This is a genomic window from Arenimonas fontis, assembly GCF_008386465.1.
GTDB classification, from domain to species: domain Bacteria; phylum Pseudomonadota; class Gammaproteobacteria; order Xanthomonadales; family Xanthomonadaceae; genus Arenimonas; species Arenimonas fontis.
In genome coordinates this window covers 275035-291824 of sequence record NZ_VUOD01000002.1, presented here as the reverse complement: position 1 = coordinate 291824, position 16790 = coordinate 275035, and the positions used below count along the sequence as shown (strand labels likewise).

Annotated in this window: 18 protein-coding genes and 1 tRNA gene; 8 read left to right on the top strand and 11 right to left on the bottom strand. The window is 69.1% G+C overall.

What is annotated here, in order from left to right:
* Window positions 1-35 precede the first annotated feature (35 nt).
* From hflK to F0415_RS03730, 4 genes are all read left to right on the top strand, one after another.
* Complete coding sequence (hflK, locus tag F0415_RS03745; RefSeq protein WP_149859847.1) at window positions 36-1148, top strand: FtsH protease activity modulator HflK; 1113 nt, start codon at window positions 36-38, stop codon at window positions 1146-1148.
* Window position 1149: 1 nt separating this feature from the next.
* Window positions 1150-2025 (top strand): protease modulator HflC, encoded by an 876-nt coding sequence (gene hflC, locus F0415_RS03740; RefSeq protein WP_149859846.1) that lies wholly within the window; start codon window positions 1150-1152, stop codon window positions 2023-2025.
* Window positions 2026-2031: 6 nt separating this feature from the next.
* The gene (locus tag F0415_RS03735; RefSeq protein ID WP_149859845.1) at window positions 2032-2220 is read left to right on the top strand and encodes a DUF2065 family protein; all 189 of its coding nucleotides are present in this window, start codon (window positions 2032-2034) and stop codon (window positions 2218-2220) included.
* 132 nt (window positions 2221-2352) lie between these two features.
* A complete protein-coding gene (locus tag F0415_RS03730) occupies window positions 2353-3645 on the top strand; it encodes an adenylosuccinate synthase (protein WP_149859844.1) in 1293 nt (430 codons plus the stop codon).
* A gap of 14 nt (window positions 3646-3659) precedes the next feature.
* Here F0415_RS03730 and F0415_RS03725 read toward each other — a convergent pair whose 3' ends face one another.
* Together F0415_RS03725 and F0415_RS03720 are read right to left on the bottom strand one after the other, a co-directional pair.
* Window positions 3660-5759: a tetratricopeptide repeat-containing sulfotransferase family protein gene (locus tag F0415_RS03725; protein ID WP_149859843.1), complete on the bottom strand. Its 2100-nt coding sequence runs from the start codon at window positions 5757-5759 to the stop codon at window positions 3660-3662.
* Between the two features lie 84 nt (window positions 5760-5843).
* Window positions 5844-5928: transfer RNA gene (locus tag F0415_RS03720), tRNA-Leu, on the bottom strand.
* A 189-nt stretch (window positions 5929-6117) separates the two neighbouring features.
* Between F0415_RS03720 and rnr the strand changes: the two genes are divergently transcribed.
* The 4 genes from rnr (at window position 6118) to F0415_RS03700 (ending at window position 10163) form a co-directional block, all read left to right on the top strand.
* Window positions 6118-8604, top strand: a complete 2487-nt coding sequence (rnr, locus tag F0415_RS03715) for a ribonuclease R (RefSeq protein ID WP_149859964.1) — start codon at window positions 6118-6120, stop codon at window positions 8602-8604.
* A complete protein-coding gene (rlmB, locus tag F0415_RS03710; protein WP_149859842.1) occupies window positions 8601-9350 on the top strand; it encodes a 23S rRNA (guanosine(2251)-2'-O)-methyltransferase RlmB in 750 nt (249 codons plus the stop codon). The genes rnr and rlmB overlap by 4 nt, the downstream gene beginning before the upstream one ends.
* A complete protein-coding gene (locus F0415_RS03705; protein ID WP_149859841.1) occupies window positions 9347-9643 on the top strand; it encodes a CBU_0592 family membrane protein in 297 nt (98 codons plus the stop codon). Before rlmB ends, F0415_RS03705 begins: the two co-directional genes overlap by 4 nt.
* A gap of 85 nt (window positions 9644-9728) precedes the next feature.
* On the top strand, window positions 9729-10163 hold the full coding sequence (locus F0415_RS03700; RefSeq protein ID WP_149859840.1) for a DUF1036 domain-containing protein: 435 nt from the start codon (window positions 9729-9731) through the stop codon (window positions 10161-10163).
* Here the strand turns inward: F0415_RS03700 and rnt are convergent.
* The 9 genes from rnt to F0415_RS03655 form a co-directional block, all read right to left on the bottom strand.
* A complete protein-coding gene (rnt, locus tag F0415_RS03695) occupies window positions 10139-10783 on the bottom strand; it encodes a ribonuclease T (RefSeq protein ID WP_246149845.1) in 645 nt (214 codons plus the stop codon). The genes F0415_RS03700 and rnt overlap by 25 nt on opposite strands.
* Before the next feature lie 38 nt (window positions 10784-10821).
* A complete protein-coding gene (locus F0415_RS03690; protein ID WP_149859839.1) occupies window positions 10822-11475 on the bottom strand; it encodes an HvfX family Cu-binding RiPP maturation protein in 654 nt (217 codons plus the stop codon).
* A 15-nt stretch (window positions 11476-11490) separates the two neighbouring features.
* Window positions 11491-12258 carry an HvfC family RiPP maturation protein gene (locus tag F0415_RS03685; RefSeq protein ID WP_149859838.1) on the bottom strand — a complete coding sequence of 256 codons (768 nt, stop codon included), beginning with the start codon at window positions 12256-12258 and terminating at the stop codon, window positions 11491-11493.
* Window positions 12245-13105, bottom strand: coding sequence for an HvfB family MNIO-type RiPP peptide maturase (locus F0415_RS03680; protein WP_149859837.1), 861 nt, complete (start codon window positions 13103-13105; stop codon window positions 12245-12247). The genes F0415_RS03685 and F0415_RS03680 overlap by 14 nt, the downstream gene beginning before the upstream one ends.
* Window positions 13106-13112: 7 nt before the next feature.
* A complete protein-coding gene (locus F0415_RS03675; protein WP_149859836.1) occupies window positions 13113-13514 on the bottom strand; it encodes an HvfA family oxazolone/thioamide-modified RiPP metallophore in 402 nt (133 codons plus the stop codon).
* A 46-nt stretch (window positions 13515-13560) separates the two neighbouring features.
* Entirely contained in the window at window positions 13561-14109 is a 549-nt protein-coding gene (locus tag F0415_RS03670; protein ID WP_210244150.1) for an RNA polymerase sigma factor, read from the bottom strand.
* A 90-nt stretch (window positions 14110-14199) separates the two neighbouring features.
* Window positions 14200-15414, bottom strand: a complete 1215-nt coding sequence (arsJ, locus tag F0415_RS03665; RefSeq protein ID WP_246149844.1) for an organoarsenical effux MFS transporter ArsJ — start codon at window positions 15412-15414, stop codon at window positions 14200-14202.
* Entirely contained in the window at window positions 15411-16412 is a 1002-nt protein-coding gene (locus tag F0415_RS03660) for an ArsJ-associated glyceraldehyde-3-phosphate dehydrogenase (protein WP_149859834.1), read from the bottom strand. Before F0415_RS03660 ends, arsJ begins: the two co-directional genes overlap by 4 nt.
* A complete protein-coding gene (locus tag F0415_RS03655) occupies window positions 16409-16771 on the bottom strand; it encodes an ArsR/SmtB family transcription factor (protein WP_149859833.1) in 363 nt (120 codons plus the stop codon). Before F0415_RS03655 ends, F0415_RS03660 begins: the two co-directional genes overlap by 4 nt.
* Window positions 16772-16790: the final 19 nt, after the last annotated feature.

The window sequence follows — 16790 nt, the reverse complement described above, 5'->3', positions numbered from 1 at the left end:
CCTGCGATCCGGCCGACCCGCGACACGGAGCAAGCATGGCCTGGAACACCCCCGGCAAAGGCAACAAGGACCCCTGGAAGGGCAGGGATTCCGGCAACGACGTGGACGCCTTCCTGAACCGGCTCAAGGGCATGTTTGGCGGCGACGGCCGGGGCAACGGCGGCCAGTCCGCCGGTGGCTTCAATCCCGCTCCCTGGGTCCTGGCGCTGGTGGCGGTCTGGCTGGTGTTCAACAGCTTCAAGCTGATGGACGAACGCCAGCGCGGCGTGGTGCTGCGCTTTGGCGAGTTCAACCGGATCATGACCCCGGGCCCGAACTTCAAGTGGCCCTGGCCGATCGAGACGGTGCGCATCGTGGACGCCACCCAGGTGGTCGAGGTCACCGACGAAGTGCGGGTGCTGACCCGCGACGAAAACCTCATCGACATCAAGTTCAATGCCCAGTACCGGCGCGAGGACCCGCGCCAGTACCTGTTCGGCTCGGTGGATCCCGAGCAGACCCTGCGCGATGCCGCCGAGAGCGCCGTGCGCGAGGTGGTCGGTCGCAGCGACATGGACACGGTGCTGTTCGACCGCGCCGAGCTGATCATTGCCGCCCAGGAGCGCCTGCAGGAGTCGCTGGACTTCTACCGCACCGGTCTGCGGGTGGTGAACTTCAACCTGCAGGACGCGCGTCCGCCGGAGGAAGTGAAGCAGGCCTTCGACGATGCCATCGCCGCCCGCGAGGACAAGAACCGCATCGTCAACGAGGCCCGTGCCTACGCCAGCAAGGTGCTGCCGGAGGCGCGAGGCGTGGCCGCACGCATGCGCAACGAGGCCCAGGGTTACCGCGAGGCCACCATCGCCCGCGCCCAGGGTGCCGCCGAGCGCTTTACCCTGCTGGCGGCCGAGTACCGCAAGGCGCCCGAGGTCACCCGCCGCCGCCTCTACCTGGAAACCATCCAGGAAGTGCTGGCCAACAACCCGAAGGTGTTGGCGTCCGACGATGGCAACATTCTTTACCTGCCGGTGGGTGGCAGTCCGTCGCCGGGGCGCGGCGGCGTGCCAGCCGAGGCGCCGGTGATCCGCATGCCGATCACGCCGGCGGAAACGCCCGCCGACACCCGCAACCCGCGCGACGATCGCGCCGACCGCCGCGGAGGCCGCTGACATGCGTGGATTCACCCTTGTCGTCTTTCTGGTGGTGGCTGGCATCCTGGCCGCCATGGGCTCGGTCTTCGTGGTCAACGAAGGCCAGACCGCCATCGTGCTCAACCTCGGTCGCGTCGCCCGCGCCGACCTCGAGCCGGGCCTGCACTTCAAGTGGCCGCTGGTGGAGGAGGTGCGCAAGTTCGACGAACGCGTGCTTTCCCTGGACGACCAGCCGGAGCGCTACCTGACCGCGGAGAAGAAGGACGTCAGCGTTGACTTCTTCGTGAAGTGGCGCATCGCCGACGTCGCCACCTACTACCGTGCCGCCAGCGGCGGTAATGAGGAGGCGGCCAGGCAGCGCCTGACCCCGATCGTCAAGAATGCCCTGCGTAACGAAATCAACCAGCGCACCTTGCAGGAAGTGGTGTCGGCCGGCCGCGCCGAGCTGTCGGGAAGTTTCCTGCAGGCGGTGAACAACGGTGCCCGCGCCTTCGGCATCGAGGTGCTGGATGTGCGTATCAAGCGCATCAACCTGCCCGAAGACAGCAACATCCTGATCACCGTCTACGACCGTATGCGCACCGAGCGTACGCAGGTCGCCAACCAGCTGCGCGCAGAGGGCGTCGAGCAGGCCGAGACGATTCGCTCCGAGGCGGAACGCCAGCGCCAGGTGACCCTGGCCGAGGCCGAACGTGATGCGCAGAGACTGCGTGGCGAGGGCGACGCCCAAGCTGCTGAGATCTTCGCCCAGGCCTACGGCAGGGACCCGGAGTTCTATTCCTTCTACCGCAGCCTGGAGGCCTACCGCGCCGCCCTGGCCGACGGCCAGACCACGCTGGTGCTGGACCCCGATGCGGAGTTCCTGAAGTACTTCAACAACGACCGCGCCCGCTAGGCGGCCATGAGCGACCTGCTGGCGGCGCTCTGTCTGGTGCTGGTGCTGGAGGGGTTGCTGCTGTTCGTGGCACCCCGTGCCTGGAAGGAAGCGGCCAGCCTGCTCCAGTCCCTGGCCGACGGCCGGCTGCGCCGGATCGGCGCGGTAATGATCGTGCTGGGCCTGGGCTGCCTCTACCTGGTCAGGGCCGGCTGAGCTCCGGGCTCTGGCTCCGGGCGGGGGAAACGGGGATAATCGCGCAAAGCCGGGGCCACCCGGCTTTTTCCGCGTCTGGGCGCCGCTGTTGCCGGGCCCGCAGCCAGTCAGATATTTCCGGAGTCGGGTGTCATGGGTCAGTCGGTAGTGGTGCTGGGCGCCCAGTGGGGCGACGAGGGCAAGGGCAAGATCGTCGACCTGCTGACCAGGGAGATCGGCGCGGTGGTGCGCTTCCAGGGCGGCCACAACGCCGGCCACACCCTGGTGATCGGCGGCCACAAGACCGTGCTGCACCTGATCCCTTCGGGCATCCTGCGTGAGGATGCGCTGTGCCTGATCGGCAATGGCGTGGTGCTCAGCCCGGCCGCCCTGCAGAAGGAGATTGCCGAGCTCGAGGGTAACGGCGTCGAGGTGCGCTCGCGCCTGAAGATCAGCCCCGCCACGCCGCTGATCATGCCTTACCACATCGCCCTGGATCAGGCCCGCGAGAAGGCCGCCGGCGGCAAGGCGATCGGCACCACCGGCCGCGGCATCGGCCCGGCCTACGAGGACAAGGTGGCCCGTCGCGGCGTGCGCGTGGCCGACCTGGCCTATCCGGAGGAGCTGGCGGAGAAACTGCGCGCTACGCTCGACTACCACAACTTCGTCCTGACCAGATACCTGGGCGTGGAACCGGTGGACTTCCGGCAGACCCTGGACGAGGCCCTGGCCTTCGGCCAGTACGTGGACCCGATGAAGGCCGACGTCGCCGGCATCCTTCACGAGCTGCGCAAGCAGGGCAGGCGGGTGCTGTTCGAGGGCGCCCAGGGCTCGTTGCTGGACATCGACCACGGCACCTACCCCTACGTCACCTCCTCGAACACGACGGTGGGCGGCGCCCTGGCCGGCACCGGTGTCGGTGCCGACGCCATCGACTACGTGCTGGGCATCGCCAAGGCCTATGCCACCCGCGTCGGCGGTGGCCCGTTCCCGACCGAGCTGCACGATGAGATCGGTCAGGGCCTGCGCGACCGCGGCCAGGAATACGGCGCCACCACCGGCCGCCCGCGCCGCTGCGGCTGGATGGACATCGTCGCGCTCAAGCGCGCGGTAGCCATCAACGGCATCACCGGCCTGTGCATCACCAAGCTGGACGTGCTCGACGGCATGGACACGCTGAAGATCTGCATCGCCTACGAGTACCGCGGCAAGCGCACCGAGTACTCGCCGCTGGACGCCGCCGGCTGGGAGGAGTGCACCCCGGTCTACCTGGAATTCCCCGGCTGGAAGGAAAGCACCCATGGCGTGACCGAGTGGGACAAGCTGCCGCCGGCCGCCCGCGCCTACCTGCGTGCCCTGGAGGAGCTGGCCGGCTGCCCGCTTGCCATCGTCAGCACCGGCCCGGACCGCGACGCCAACATCGTGTTGCGGGACCCCTTCGCCTGAGGGGCGAGGGGCGGTCAGACCTGCCCGTAGCCGAGGCGTTCGACGTGCGGCCGCAGCACCGGAAGGTGCAGGGTGAAATGACTGCGGTAGTGCAGCCAGCGGCCGACCGAATGGCGGTAGATCGGCTCGGCGACCTGGTGGTAGCTGTTGGTGGTAATGCGTTCCCGGCCGGAAGTGCGGCGCGACGTTTCCAGCAGGCCAGGATCCCAATCCAGGCCGAGGAACCCCAGGGCCGCCGCGGCGACCCGTTCCGGCGAGTCCACCAGCTCTTCGTAGCGGACCTCCATGATCGGCAGCCGAAGCCGCGGCCGCAGTCGCTCCCACAGCCCGAATACCGCGTCGTACATGCGCACGCTATCGGCGAGGCTGTAGAAGTTGACGAAGGCCTCGTTGACTGCGAACTGCTGCATGAAATTGCTGAGCACCACATCGCAGGGGTGGCGTAGCGACAGCAGCACCCTGGCTCGCGGGAACAGGGCCTGGACCAGACCGAGGTGGATGATCCGCAGCGGCAGCTTGTCGACCACCAGGGTGCCGGCGGTCGCGCCGTGGCGCGCCAACGCCTCGCGGTAGTAACGGCGCAGCTCGTCGCGCTGGTTTTCCTCGAGCGAGGCAAGGGCATCGGGGTAGCCGTCGGGATGCCGCTGCAGGGCCTGGATGACTGGCACCAGGGTCGGTTTTTCCTCCAGCAGCGTGATCGCCGGATGCGCTCCCAGGATGGTGTCCAGCAGGGTGGTTCCCGATCGGGGGAAGCCGACCAGGAAGCACAGATCCTGCCCCTGGTCGGCCCCACCGTCTTCGCTCGCTTCGATCCCGGGCGCGCCGCGATCCAGCCAGGCCGACAGCGCCTCGACGCCGCGCAGCCACCTGCCAGGCTCGATGGCTCGGGCGCGGACGCTCTGCGAAGCCAGTGTGTTGGCCTGGACGAAGGCCTGCCATGCATCCTCGAACCGGCCCAGGCGGTCCAGCACCGTGCCGAGTTCGTAGAGGAACTGCTGCCGTACCCGTGGTTGCATCCGCCGCGCATCCAGCGCACGCAAGCGCAGTTCCGCGCCTCGTGGATCATGTTGCCGGCGGAGAAGTTTTGCCGCCTCGATGTTCAGCTGGGGATGGTCGGGTGCGATCGCCAGGCCGGCAGCCACCGCCTGCTGCGCTTCATCCAGCCGGTTGGACAGCTCGTGTACTTCGGCAAGCTCGGCCCAGGCATCGGCATCCCTGGGATTGATCGCCAGCGCGCGCTGAAGGGCATCGTGGGCGCCGGCCACGTCGCCCAGTTCGTTGAGAACCGAGCCCAGGTAGTACCAGGCGGCAGGGTGTTGAGGAACCAGTCGCAAGGCTTGCAGGTAACGATCCCGGGCCTGAGTCGCCTGTCCCAGCAGATGCAGGCAGAGCCCGGATCCGACCAGGGCTTCGGCGTCGGCCCGACCGTCGGCGAGTAGCTGCTCGAAGGTGGCAAGCGCCTCGTCGGCATGCTGGATCTCGAACAGGGTGATGGCGAGATTGAGCCGGGCGGAGCGATAGCCGGGAGCGATCTCCAGCGCCCGCCGGAATGCATCGATGGCCGCGTGCGCCTGACCCATGGCACGCAACACGTGTCCGAGGTTATGCCAGGCCTCGGCGTAGTCCGGATCCAGCGCCACGGCGCGCTCCAGCGCCGAACGCGCCTCCACTGAGCGTCCAAGGTTGTGCAGGGCCCGGGCGGCGTGGTTGTGGGCGACGGCATTCCCTGGCTCGAGCTCCGATGCCAACCGGGCCTCCGAGAGGGCGGTGCGGAAATCGCCGGCGAGATGGGCCTTTATCGCTGCGGCGACATGGCCGGCGCAGCCAGTCATGCTGCCGCCATGATCGAGTACCCGCAGCGCTTCGGCATTGCGACGTTCCCCCAACAGCATCTCGACCATGCGCTGTCGGCAGGCAGGGTTGGCTACGAACTCACGTAGCGAGTCGAAGGCGGCGGCTTCATCGCCTGCGGAACGGCGCAGCGAGGACAGGGCGAGCGCCGCGTCGGGGTCGCCGGCCTGCGACAAGGGCAGGACCATGGCCAGCGCTTCGTCGCGTCGGCCGGCGGCGGCCAGGGCGCGGGCACGCTCGAGAGGACGGTCGCTGTCTGCCATGTGGCTCCCGATGCGGCCATCGTCGCCGGTGCGACGGTGGACGCAAACGAAAAAGGCCCGCACCGCGGGCCTTCGTCAGCAAGGTGGTGCCCAGGAGAGGACTCGAACCTCCACGGTTTTACCCGCTAGTACCTGAAACTAGTGCGTCTACCAATTCCGCCACCTGGGCAGGTGGCCGACCGGTTGGCCGGGTGAGCCGCGTACTCTAGTGGCGGCACCTCGGGATGTCAATTGCCGCGCCCGGCGGCAGGCCCGGTCGCCGACCATGCCGGAAGGCCCCGGGGAGAGGCAGGTGTACCATGCCCGCATGAGCAACCCCCCGAAGAAGCGAGGCAAGACCGGCGAGCTGCCGCCCTGGATGCCGGAAAGTGCCCGGGAGCGGCCGGCCGGTTCCGCTGGCAGCGAGAATGCAGCCGCCGGAAGGCGCAAAGGCAGCCGGGGCGACGGGGCGGCCGGGACCAGGTCCACGGCGAAGCGGGCGACGGGTACGGTGTCCGCGCGCGGTGCCCGGGGCGGGGCCGAAGCGAGCGCAAGAAAGGCAAAAACCCGAACCGCAGGGACAATGCCGGACCCGGATCACAAACGTCGTCCGGGGCGGAAGACGGACGAACCGATCGGCAATCGCCGCCGGCGCGACCCCATGGCCGTGCGCGAGGCGCAACGCTACGAGAATCCGATCGCCAGCCGCGAAGCCATCATGGAGCTGCTGGCCGATGCCGACGGCCCGCTGACCGCGGAGGAAATCGCCCGTAAGCTCGACCTGGAGGCGCCGGACCGCTTCGAGGCCCTCGGTCGCCGCCTGGCGGCCATGCTGCGTGACGGGCAGCTGCTGCGGAACCGTCGTGGCGGCTTCGCCGTCGCCCGCAAGCTCGACCTGATTGCCGGCACCGTCATCGCCAACCCGGACGGCTTCGGCTTCCTGAAGTGCGAGGACGGTGGCGACGACCTGTTCCTGCCGCCGGCGGAACTGCGCAAGGCCCTGCACGGCGACCGTGTGCTGGCCTCGGTGACAGGCTTGGACCGCAAGGGCCGGCGCGAGGGCGCCATCGTCGAAGTCCTCGAGCACCGCCTGACCCGCCTGACTGGCCGCTACGAGGAGCGTGGCGGCATTGGCATGGTGGTGCCGGACGATCGGCGCGTGCTGACCGAGGTACTGATTCCGCCGGAGCAGCGCAACGGCGCCCGCGACGGCCAGCTGGTGGTCTGCGAGGTGACGCAGCCGCCGGAGTACGCGCGGCCGCCGGCCGGCCGGGCCCGGCCGCCGCTGGGCCGCATCCTGCTGGTGCTGGGCGACCGGCTTACGCCCTCGCTGGTGGTGAAGGCGGCCATCCACGGCCACGACTTGCCGCACGAGTTCCCGCGCGAGGTGCTGGACGAGGCGGCGCGAGTGCCGGTCGAGGTGCCGGAGTCCGACCTGGAAGGGCGGACGGACCTGCGCAAGCTGCCGCTGGTCACCATCGACGGCGAGGATGCCAAGGACTTCGACGACGCGGTCTGGTGCGAGCCGAACGCCAAGGGCTTTCGCCTGATCGTCGCCATCGCCGACGTCTCGCACTACGTGCGCCCGGGCACGCCGCTGGACGACGAGGCGCTGCTGCGCGGCACCTCGGTCTACTTCCCCGGTTTCGTGGTGCCGATGTTGCCGGAGGTCCTGTCCAACGGCATCTGTTCGCTGAACCCGAAGGTGGACCGGCTGTGCTTCGCCTGCGACATGCAGGTGGATTTCGACGGCAACGTGGTGAAGTCGAGGTTCTACGAGGCGGTGATGCGCTCGCACGCGCGCCTGACCTACACCCAGGTCTGGCGCGCGGTCGGCGAGGCCGATACCGAGGCCGGACAGGAAGCCATCGCCAGGATCGGTTCGCTGATGCCGCAGGTGAAGCACCTGCACCAGCTCTACCAGGTACTGGCGCGGGCCCGCCAGAAGCGCGGCGCCATCGAGTTCGAGTCGGGCGAGGTGCGTTTCGTCCTCGACAACCGCGGCGAGGTCGTGCAGGCCGGCATGCTGGAGCGCAACGATGCGCACAAGCTGATCGAGGAATGCATGATCGCCGCCAACGTCGAGGCCGCGCGTTTCGTCACTGCCAAGGGCCTTCCGGCGCTCTTCCGCGTGCATGCGCGGCCGCCGGAGAACAAGTACGCCGAACTGCTGGAGTTCCTCGCCGAATTCGGGCTCAGCCTGCCGGCCTGGAGCCGGGTGCAGCCGCGCGACTTCACCCGGCTGATCCACAAGGTGCGCTCGCGGCCGGACGCGGCCCTGCTGGAGTCGGTCTTGCTCCGGGCGCAGAGCCTGGCCGTGTACGACCCGCGGAACCAGGGGCATTTCGGCCTGGCCCTGGAGGCCTACGCCCATTTCACCTCGCCGATCCGCCGTTATCCCGACCTGCTGCTGCACCGGGTGATCAAGCATGCGCTCAAGCGGCCGGCCGGCGTGCGCTACGACGAGGCGGAGATGGCGGCGCTGGCGCTGCGCTGCTCCGAGTTGGAGCGGCGCGCGGACGAGGTCGAGCGCGAGGTGGACGAGAGATATCGCAGCGCATGGATGGAACAGCACGTCGGCAGCGAATTCGATGGCGTGGTCAGCGGCGTCACCAGCTTTGGCCTGTTCGTCGAGCTGGCCGAGTCCAAGGTCAACGGCCTGGTGCACGTGACCCAGTTGCCGCACGACTACTATCATTTCGACCCGCTGCGCCGGCAGTTGAGCGGTGAGCGGCGCGGCCTGCGTTTCCGCCTGGGTGATCCGGTGCGGGTGCTGGTGCTCAAGGCCAGCGTCGAGGACCGCCGGATCGATTTCCGGCTGGTGCTGCCCGAAGGCACCGGGTCGAGGAAGGGGAAATACGGATGAGCAGGCGCGACAACTGGGTGGTCGGCATCAATGCGGTGGCCTCGGCCCTGGAGCACGACGTCGAACACGTCCGCGAGGTGCTGCTGGAGGCGGGCGCCAAGAATCCGCGCCTGGCCGGGATCGAGGAAACCGCGCGTCGCCGGGAGGTGCCGGTCCGCCGCGTGCCGCTGCAGTCGCTGGAGGGCATCGCCGGCGGCCTGCGTCACCAGGGCGCCATCGCCCGCTACGAGGCGCCGCGCACCCATGACGAGAAGGACCTGGCCGGCCTGGTCGAGGCGGCCGAAGGCAAGGCCCTGGTGCTGGTGCTGGACGGCGTGCAGGACCCGCACAATCTCGGCGCCTGCCTGCGCACCGCTGCGGCCGCCGGTGTCACCGCCGTGGTCATTCCCAAGGACAAGGCGGCACCGATCAATGCCACTGTGCGCAAGGTTTCTGCCGGCGCCGCCGACCGCATCCCGGTGGTCAGCGTCACCAACCTGGCCCGTTGCCTGCGCGGCCTGAAGGAGCAGGGCGTGTGGATCTACGGTCTGGACGGCGGGGCGGCGGCCGGCCTGCACGGCACCGACCTGCGCGGCAATGTCGCCCTGGTGCTGGGCGGCGAAGGCGAGGGCCTGCGCCGACTTACCCGCGAGACCTGCGACGGCCTGGTGCGTATTCCCATGCCAGGGGAGATGGAAAGCCTGAACGTCTCGGTCGCCACCGGCGTGGCCCTGTTCGAGGCCGTACGACAGCGGGAGGCGGTATGAGCCTGTACTGGTACGACTTCGTCGGCCTGGCGGGCGTGGCCTTCGTCCTGCTGGCGTTTTTCCTGCTGCAGGCCGGTCGGCTGGCCGGTGATTCCCTGGGCTATCAGCTGGCCAACCTGTTTGGCGCCGTTTTCATCCTGGTGTCCATCCTGGCCTCGCCCCGGCCGGTGCGCGAAGTCATATCCGCCACCCTGATGCAGCTGGCCTGGATCGTCATCAGCCTGTACGGCCTGTGGCGGGGCCTGCGTGCCCGCGCAGCCCGACTGCGACGACCGTCGCGAAGCCCGGATTGAGCCGCGTCCGGGCCGAGATTGCCCGGCTTCCCGGCCCGCGCTAGGCTGGCCGGGCCGCTTGGCGGCGTCTACAGGGGACTCCAACATGAACCGATTCGTTGTCGTCGGCTGGGCCGTGGGGCTCGGCCTGCTGGGTGCATCGTTTTCCGTGCCGGTGCAGGCCAAGGAGGGGCTGCTGACCATCCGGGTCTGCAACCGCAGCGCCGACGATGCGCTGGTCGCGCTCAGTTACGTACCGCCGGGCGAGAACCGCTTCCTGAACGAAGGCTGGTTCCGGGTCGAGCCCGGTGAGTGCAAGAACCTGGCCAAGACCGACAACGCCAACTTCTATGCCTATGCCGACGTGGACGGCACCGATCGCTACTGGGGCGGCAGCCACGACCTGTGCGTCGAGTACCCCGGGCCCTACGAGTTCTATTCCACCGGCAGCGATTACTGTGAAGCCGACCAGGACGTGAAGGGCTTCGTGCCGATGACCGCCAAGGAACCGGGCACCTATACCTGGAACCTGGATCCCTGATCCTGTCCGGCGCAGCGTCGCCAGCGGTTGACAATGGCGCAGAACAGCTCGGCGGTGCGCTCCACGTCGTATACCGCCGAGTGCGCCTGCCCGCCGTCCCAGGCCAGGCCGGCGGCCTGCACCGCCCGGCTGAGCACCGTCTGGCCGTAGGCCATGCCGGCCAGGGTGACGGTGTCGAAGGTGCTGAAGGGGTGGAAGGGGTTGCGCTTGTGCCCCACCCGCGCCACCGCCGCGTTCAGGAAGCCCAGGTCGAAGTGGGCGTTGTGTCCGACCAGGATGGCGCGCTGGCATCCGTGCCGGCGTACCGCCGCCCGCACCGGCGCGAATATGTGGTCCAGGGCCGCGCGTTCCGGCAGCGCGCCGCGCAGGGCGGTGTCGAGGCGGATGCCGGTGATTTCCAGCGAGCGCGGATCGATTTCCGCACCCGGGAAGGGTTCCACATGAGCGCTGACGACTTCACCCGGCACGAAGTCGCCGGCCGCGTCCAGTTCGATCGGTGCGGCGGCGATTTCCAGCAGGGCGTGGCGATTGCAGTCGAAGCCGCCCGTTTCCACATCCACCACCACCGGCAGGAAGCCGCGGAAACGGTCGGCCATGCGTGGCGGCGCTGGCGATTCCATGCCGCGCAGGATATCAGAGCGGCCTGACGCGGCAGCGGCTAACGCAACAGCAGGCGATCCAGCAGTCCAAGCAGCAGTGCCAGGCCCAGCAGGGACAGACCGAAGGCAGGCATCAGCAGGGCCAGGGGCAGGCCGGTCACGGCCAGGCCCAGGGCCCAGGCGGAAAGGTCGCACACCGGCGCTCGCACCTCGAGACCGGCGTGGCGCGCCAGCAGCGCATCCAGGCTCAGTCGCCCGGGTCCCTTGAACAGCAGCGGCAGCAGCATCAGCGCGAACAGCAGCGGCAACTTGAAGTTGCCATGGCCGCGGTCGGTGATGGCATAGCCCTGCCAGAGCTCGGCCAGGCTGGACCAGTCGGCCGGCCAGTGCACCGACGCAGTGGCCACGGCGGTCAGCACCAACAGGGCGAAGGCGGCCAGGCGCGTGCCCAGACCCAGCAACAGCGCCACGGCGGCGACCAGCTCGGTCCAGGTGGCCAGGCTCCAGCTCAGGCCGGGCGGCACCTGGTCGAACGGGAACGGGAACTTGTCCTGGATCTGGCCGAACCAGTTCTCGCCGCGCAGCTTCTCGCGCCCGGCTTCCCAGAACTCCCAGGCCAGGATCAGGCGCAGGCCCAGCGGCGCCAGCCAGTTGCCCACGCCGTCCAGGCGGGAGCTCAGCGCCAGCCAGCGATCTGCCCAGTTGTTCGGCATCGTTCGTCCTCCGCGTCAGTCGGGGCGGGTGCCCAGGATCGCGCCCTGGTCCCGCAGTCGTTCGAGGATATCCAGGCCATCGCGCACGAAAGCGTCCGTATCGGCCGCACCGGCCTCGGCGGCCAGAGCGCGCAGCTGGGTGGCGCCATCGAGATCCGGACATTCGTCCAGGCGTTGCAGCAGCCGGAAGGTAAGGGCGGTGATCTCGTGGAAGCGGACCCTGAGGCCGGCGTCGCGCAGCACCAGAAGGAAACTGGGGCGGGCCGGCGGCCCGGCCGGCAGGAAGTCCGGCGACAGCCGATGCACCGGCCAGGCGTAAGCCAGCGGCCAGGCTACCGGCGAAAGCACGGGCACGCCGGCGAGTAGATCGCCGCTTGGATCGTGCGGCACGGCGGACGGATCGGATTCGTCCAGATCCAGGGCCAGTTCCACCCATTCGTAATGCGCCAGTTCGGGCAGCCAGGGCGGATCGCCGCGGCTGCCGCCGTCGCGCTGCTGCAGGTACTGGATGAACTCCCGCGGCAATTCCGGGAACAGCGGCGTGGCGCAGCGGAACTCGCGGTAGAAGTCGCGCACCAGGTCCGGCCAGGCGGGGTCGCCCAGCAGGCGCTTGAGCACCGGGAAATTGCCCGACAGCAGGCCCAGCAGGCTGTTGAAGAACAGATCGCGATAGATGGCAAGACGCCGCTCATCGATGCCGGGTGGCGGCGGTTGCCCCGCCGGGTCGCGGATGTGGGCCGCCAGTCGGAACTCCTGCTCGCGCAGGCGCTCAGGCGCCGACATGCCGCTGCCCCGCCGGCGCCGCATGCCTGGCCAGCACCTCGCGCATTTTCGCCACCTCGGCCACCAGCTCCGCGTAGGGAGGGAAATTGAAGTCGCGTTCCAACAGTGCCGGACGCGGCCCGAACCGTTCGCAGGCCAGGTCCAGCAACTGCCAGACGTCGGCCTTCACCGCCGCGCCGTGGGTGTCCACCTTCAGGTCGTCGGCTTCATCGTAATGGCCGGCGACGTGATAGTAGGCGATGCGCTCGCCCGGAAGCCGGGCCAGGAAGTCCAGCGGGTCGTAGCGATGGTTGATGGCGTTGACGTAGACGTTGTTGACGTCCAGCAGCAGCTCGCAATCGGCCTCGGCCAGGACGGCATTGACGAAGTCGATCTCGGCCATGGCCTGGTAGGGCGCCGCGTAGTAACTGACGTTTTCCACCGCGATCCGCCGGCCCAGCATGTCCTGCACCTCGCGGATGCGGCCGGCGACGTGGCGGACGGCTTCATCGGTGAAGGGAATAGGCATCAGGTCGTACAGCTGGCCGTCGTCGCTGCAGTAGGACAGGTGTTCGCTGTAGACCGGCACCCGGTGCCGCTCAAGGAAGCGGCGCAACTTGAACAGGAAGGTCTGGTCGAAAGGCTCCACCCCACCAAGGGACAGCGACAGGCCGTGGCAGACCAGCGGGTGGCGCCTGGACAGCTCGTCCAGGGCCTCGCCGAAACGGCCGCCGACGCCGATCCAGTTTTCCGGTGCGCATTCGAGGAAGTCGAAGTCACCCGGCGCCGCGGACCGCAGCGCGCCCAGCAGGGCGCGCCGCAGCCCGAGGCCGGCGGAGGTCGCCGGCAAGGCGGATCCTCGGCTCATCGCCCGCTCAGGCCAGCCCGCCGCACTTGCCTTCCTCGGCCTTGTCGGCGCCGCACTTGCCTTCGCCACACTTGCCTTCGTGCCCGGCCTTGTCGGCGCCGCACTTGCCTTCGCCGCACTTGCCTTCGTGCCCGGCCTTGTCGGCGCCGCACTTGCCTTCGCCACACTTGCCTTCGTGTCCGGCCTTGTCGGCGCCGCATTTGCCTTCGCCACACTTGCCTTCCTCGGCCTTGTCGGCGCCGCACTTGCCTTCGCCGCACTTGCCTTCCTCTGCCTTGGCATCGCTGGCGGACAGCATGTAGCCCTGGGCCAGCGGGCTCATGGCGAAGGCCGAGCCGGCCAGCACCGTGCCGCTCAGCATCAGGGCGCCGGCGGCCAGGACAACGGGCTTGAGGTTCTTCTTGGACATGGTTCGCTCCCTTCTCCGGTGGTTGCGGGTCATCCCGCGGAATGGTTCAGGCCAGCAGCCGCTGGCGGGCCAGGGCCCGGGCCCGGTGCAGGCGGGCCTTGGTGGCCTGCTCGCTCAGGCCCAGTCGCTCGCCGAGTTCGGCCAGGGACAGGCCCTCGAGGTCGCGCAGCAGCAGGATTTCCCGGTAATGCGGCGGCAGCGACTCCAGCACGATGGCCAGGTCGCAGACCAGCGCCGGCCTCGAGCTTGCCGGGCACTCTGCGATGTCCTCCGTGATGGGCTCGTGACGCAGGCGGCGCAGGCCACGCTTCATGCGGTTGCACTCGCGCTTGACGATGCGGAACAGCCAGGAGGCAAAACACTCGACATGCCGCAGGTCCATCAGGTGCCGGGAAGCGGTGAACAGGGATTCCTGCACCGCGTCCTCGATGTCGTTGACCACGCAATGGAACTCGGCGTAGCGGCGCAGATCCTGACGTGAGCGCGCCAGCACCCGCTCCAGCGCCAGGCGATCGCCGGCGCGGGCGGCTTCGATGTCGCTGGCCCAGGCGAGCGTGTTCATCGGCAGCGGCGAATATTCCAGGGTTTCGAGCATGGACCGGTCCGTCCCGTCTGTCATCCCCAGGAAAGTGGCCCGCCCCGGGACGAAGGATGCGCGGGCCCGGGCATGCCATTCAGGTTTCGTTTAGCCCGCGGGACGGGCCGCGGATCCCGGCAGGCTCAGGGCCACGAGGGCCGAAACGGCCAGCAAGCCTGCCGAGATCCACAGGCAGGCGGCCAGGCCGGCGACCTGGAACACCCAGCCCGACAGCACCGTGCCCAGCAGGCGGCCGCCCGCGTTGGCCATGTAGTAGAAGCCGACATCCAGGGAAACCCCGTCCTCCCTGGCGTGGCTGACGATCAGGTAGCTGTGCAGGGCGGAATTGACCGCGAATGCCGCGCCGAAGGCCAGCAGGCCACCGATCAGCACGGCTTCCGGCGGCCAGGCGGCCGACAGTGCCCAGGCCAGGCCGGCGGTCAGGGTGGCCAGGCCCAGGGCCCAGCCGAAGGCGGCACCGGCGCCGGGCGGTTGCCGGCCCCGGCCGGTAAACGTCGGCGCCATTGCCTGCACGGCGCCGTAACCGATGATCCACAGGGCCAGGACGCTGCCCACCTCGGCATGGCTCCAGCCCAGGCTGGCCGAAAAATAGACCGGCAGGGCCACCACGAACCAGACGTCGCGGGCGGCGAACAGGAACAGCCGTGCCGCCGACAGCCGATTGATGGCCGGGCTCTTGCTCAGCAGTTCGGTGAACTTCGGCTTCGCGCTGGAGCGGCCGAGGTCGCGTCGCAGCAGGCCCAGGCTGGCCAGCCAGACCAGGCCCAGGGCCGCGGCCATCGCCAGCACGGCCCCGTCGAAACCGAGCAGGGAAAGCAGCAGGCCGCCCAGGAAAAAGCCGATGCCTTTGAGCGCGTTCTTGGAGCCGGTCAGCGCCGCCACCCAGCGATACAGCCGGCCCTGCTCGCCCGGCGGCAGCAGCAGCTTGACGCCGGCCTTGGCGCTCATCTTGTTCAGGTCCTTGGCAATGCCGCTCAGGGCCTGGGCCGCCATTACCCAGGGCACGGTCAGCATCGCCGCCGGCACGGCCAGCATGGCCAGGGCGCCGACCTGCAGCAGCAGGCCCAGGTTCATGGTCCGGTTCAGGCCCAGGCGCGCGCCCAGCCAGCCACCGACCAGGTTGGTGACCACGCCGAACACTTCGTAGAACAGGAACAGCATGGCCACCTGCAGCGGGCTGTAGCCCAGCTGGTGGAAATGCAGCACCACCAGCATGCGCAAAGCGCCGTCGGTGAGGGTGAAGGCCCAGTAATTGCCGGTGATGACCAGGTACTGGCCCAGGCTGGCGCGGCCGCCGCTCACGCCCGGCCCACCCGCCTGGCCAGTTCGACGGTGCGGTTGGCGTAGGCCCATTCGTTGTCGTACCAGGCGAACACCTTCACCTGGGTGCCGGCGACCACCATGGTGAAGGACCCGTCCACGATGCTGCTGCGCGGGTCGCTGCGGTAGTCGATCGACACCAGCGGCCGGGTCTCGAAACCCAGGATGCCGGCGAGCGGGCCCTCGGCGGCGGCCTTGAACAGGGCGTTCACCTCCTCGACCGTCGTCTCGCGCCTCACCTCGAACACGGCGTCGGTGAGCGAGGCATTGGCCAGCGGCACGCGCACGGCGTGGCCGTTGAGCCGGCCCTTCAGCTCCGGGAATATCTCGGTGATGGCGGTGGCGGAGCCGGTGCTGGTGGGGATCAGGCTCATCCCGCAGGCGCGGGCGCGACGCAGGTCCTTGTGCGGCTGGTCGAGGATGGACTGGCTGTTGGTCAGGTCGTGCACGGTGGTGATGCTGCCGTGGCGGACGCCGAGGCCCTCGTGAATGACCTTGACGATCGGCGCCAGGCAATTGGTGGTGCAGCTGGCGGCGGTGACGATGCGGTGCCCGGCCGGGTCGAACAGGTGGTCGTTCACGCCCATCACCACGTTCAGCACGCCCGGCTCCTTCACCGGCGCGGTCACCACCACGCGCCTGACGCCCTGGTCCAGGTAGGCCTGCAGCAAGGCGCTGGTTTTCATCTTGCCGCTGGCCTCGATGACCAGATCGCAGCCGGACCAGTCGGTCTCGGCGATGCCCTTGTTGCGGGTGACCGGGATGCGCTGTCCGGCGACGACGATGGCATCGCCCTCGGCCGCGGCCTGGTGCGCCCAGCGGCCATGCACGGAGTCGAAGTTGAGCAGGTGGGCGAGGGTGGCGGCGTCGCCGGCCGGGTCGTTGACGTGCGCGAAGCGCAGGTCGGGCCAGTCGAAAGCGGCGCGCAGCGCCAGGCGGCCGATGCGGCCGAATCCGTTGATGCCTATCTTCAGGGTCATGGGGTGGTTCCGGGATGGGGGAATCGGCGGCCGGCGACCCTGCCGGGCCGCAGTGGCGGTTCGCAGCGGGAAGGATCGCCGCCGCAACAGTTTTCCGTCAGGTAATCCACCAGACCGCGCACGGCGTCCAGGTCGGCGCGATAGCGGATGTGCCGGCCCTGCGGCTCGGCGGACAGCAGGCCGGCACCGGCCAGGGCCTTGAGATGGAAGGACTGGGTGGTGGCCGCCAGCCCCAGCGCCCCGGCGATCTCCCCTGCGAAGGCGCCGTCCGGCCCCCGCTGCACCAGCCAGCGGAAGATGGCCAGCCGGTGCGGCTGGGCAAGGGCGGTCAGGACGGCGAGGGCGGCATTCGTATCCATGTTTCCAGAATCATCGAAT

Excerpts from the sequence above, each read along its gene's own strand:
- hflC (WP_149859846.1), top strand. The coding sequence starts at position 1,150 with ATGCGTGGATTCACCCTTGTCGTCTTTCTGGTGGTGGCTGGCATCCTG.
- rlmB (WP_149859842.1), top strand. The coding sequence starts at position 8,601 with ATGAGCAGGCGCGACAACTGGGTGGTCGGCATCAATGCGGTGGCCTCG.
- rnr (WP_149859964.1), top strand. The coding sequence starts at position 6,118 with ATGCCGGAAAGTGCCCGGGAGCGGCCGGCCGGTTCCGCTGGCAGCGAG.
- F0415_RS03670 (WP_210244150.1), bottom strand. The coding sequence starts at position 14,109 with ATGCTCGAAACCCTGGAATATTCGCCGCTGCCGATGAACACGCTCGCC.
- F0415_RS03660 (WP_149859834.1), bottom strand. The coding sequence starts at position 16,412 with ATGACCCTGAAGATAGGCATCAACGGATTCGGCCGCATCGGCCGCCTG.
- F0415_RS03700 (WP_149859840.1), top strand. The coding sequence starts at position 9,729 with ATGAACCGATTCGTTGTCGTCGGCTGGGCCGTGGGGCTCGGCCTGCTG.
- F0415_RS03725 (WP_149859843.1), bottom strand. The coding sequence starts at position 5,759 with ATGGCAGACAGCGACCGTCCTCTCGAGCGTGCCCGCGCCCTGGCCGCC.
- F0415_RS03680 (WP_149859837.1), bottom strand. The coding sequence starts at position 13,105 with ATGAGCCGAGGATCCGCCTTGCCGGCGACCTCCGCCGGCCTCGGGCTG.
- F0415_RS03675 (WP_149859836.1), bottom strand. The coding sequence starts at position 13,514 with ATGTCCAAGAAGAACCTCAAGCCCGTTGTCCTGGCCGCCGGCGCCCTG.
- rnt (WP_246149845.1), bottom strand. The coding sequence starts at position 10,783 with ATGGAATCGCCAGCGCCGCCACGCATGGCCGACCGTTTCCGCGGCTTC.
- F0415_RS03685 (WP_149859838.1), bottom strand. The coding sequence starts at position 12,258 with ATGTCGGCGCCTGAGCGCCTGCGCGAGCAGGAGTTCCGACTGGCGGCC.
- F0415_RS03705 (WP_149859841.1), top strand. The coding sequence starts at position 9,347 with ATGAGCCTGTACTGGTACGACTTCGTCGGCCTGGCGGGCGTGGCCTTC.
- hflK (WP_149859847.1), top strand. The coding sequence starts at position 36 with ATGGCCTGGAACACCCCCGGCAAAGGCAACAAGGACCCCTGGAAGGGC.
- F0415_RS03655 (WP_149859833.1), bottom strand. The coding sequence starts at position 16,771 with ATGGATACGAATGCCGCCCTCGCCGTCCTGACCGCCCTTGCCCAGCCG.
- F0415_RS03735 (WP_149859845.1), top strand. The coding sequence starts at position 2,032 with ATGAGCGACCTGCTGGCGGCGCTCTGTCTGGTGCTGGTGCTGGAGGGG.
- F0415_RS03690 (WP_149859839.1), bottom strand. The coding sequence starts at position 11,475 with ATGCCGAACAACTGGGCAGATCGCTGGCTGGCGCTGAGCTCCCGCCTG.
- F0415_RS03730 (WP_149859844.1), top strand. The coding sequence starts at position 2,353 with ATGGGTCAGTCGGTAGTGGTGCTGGGCGCCCAGTGGGGCGACGAGGGC.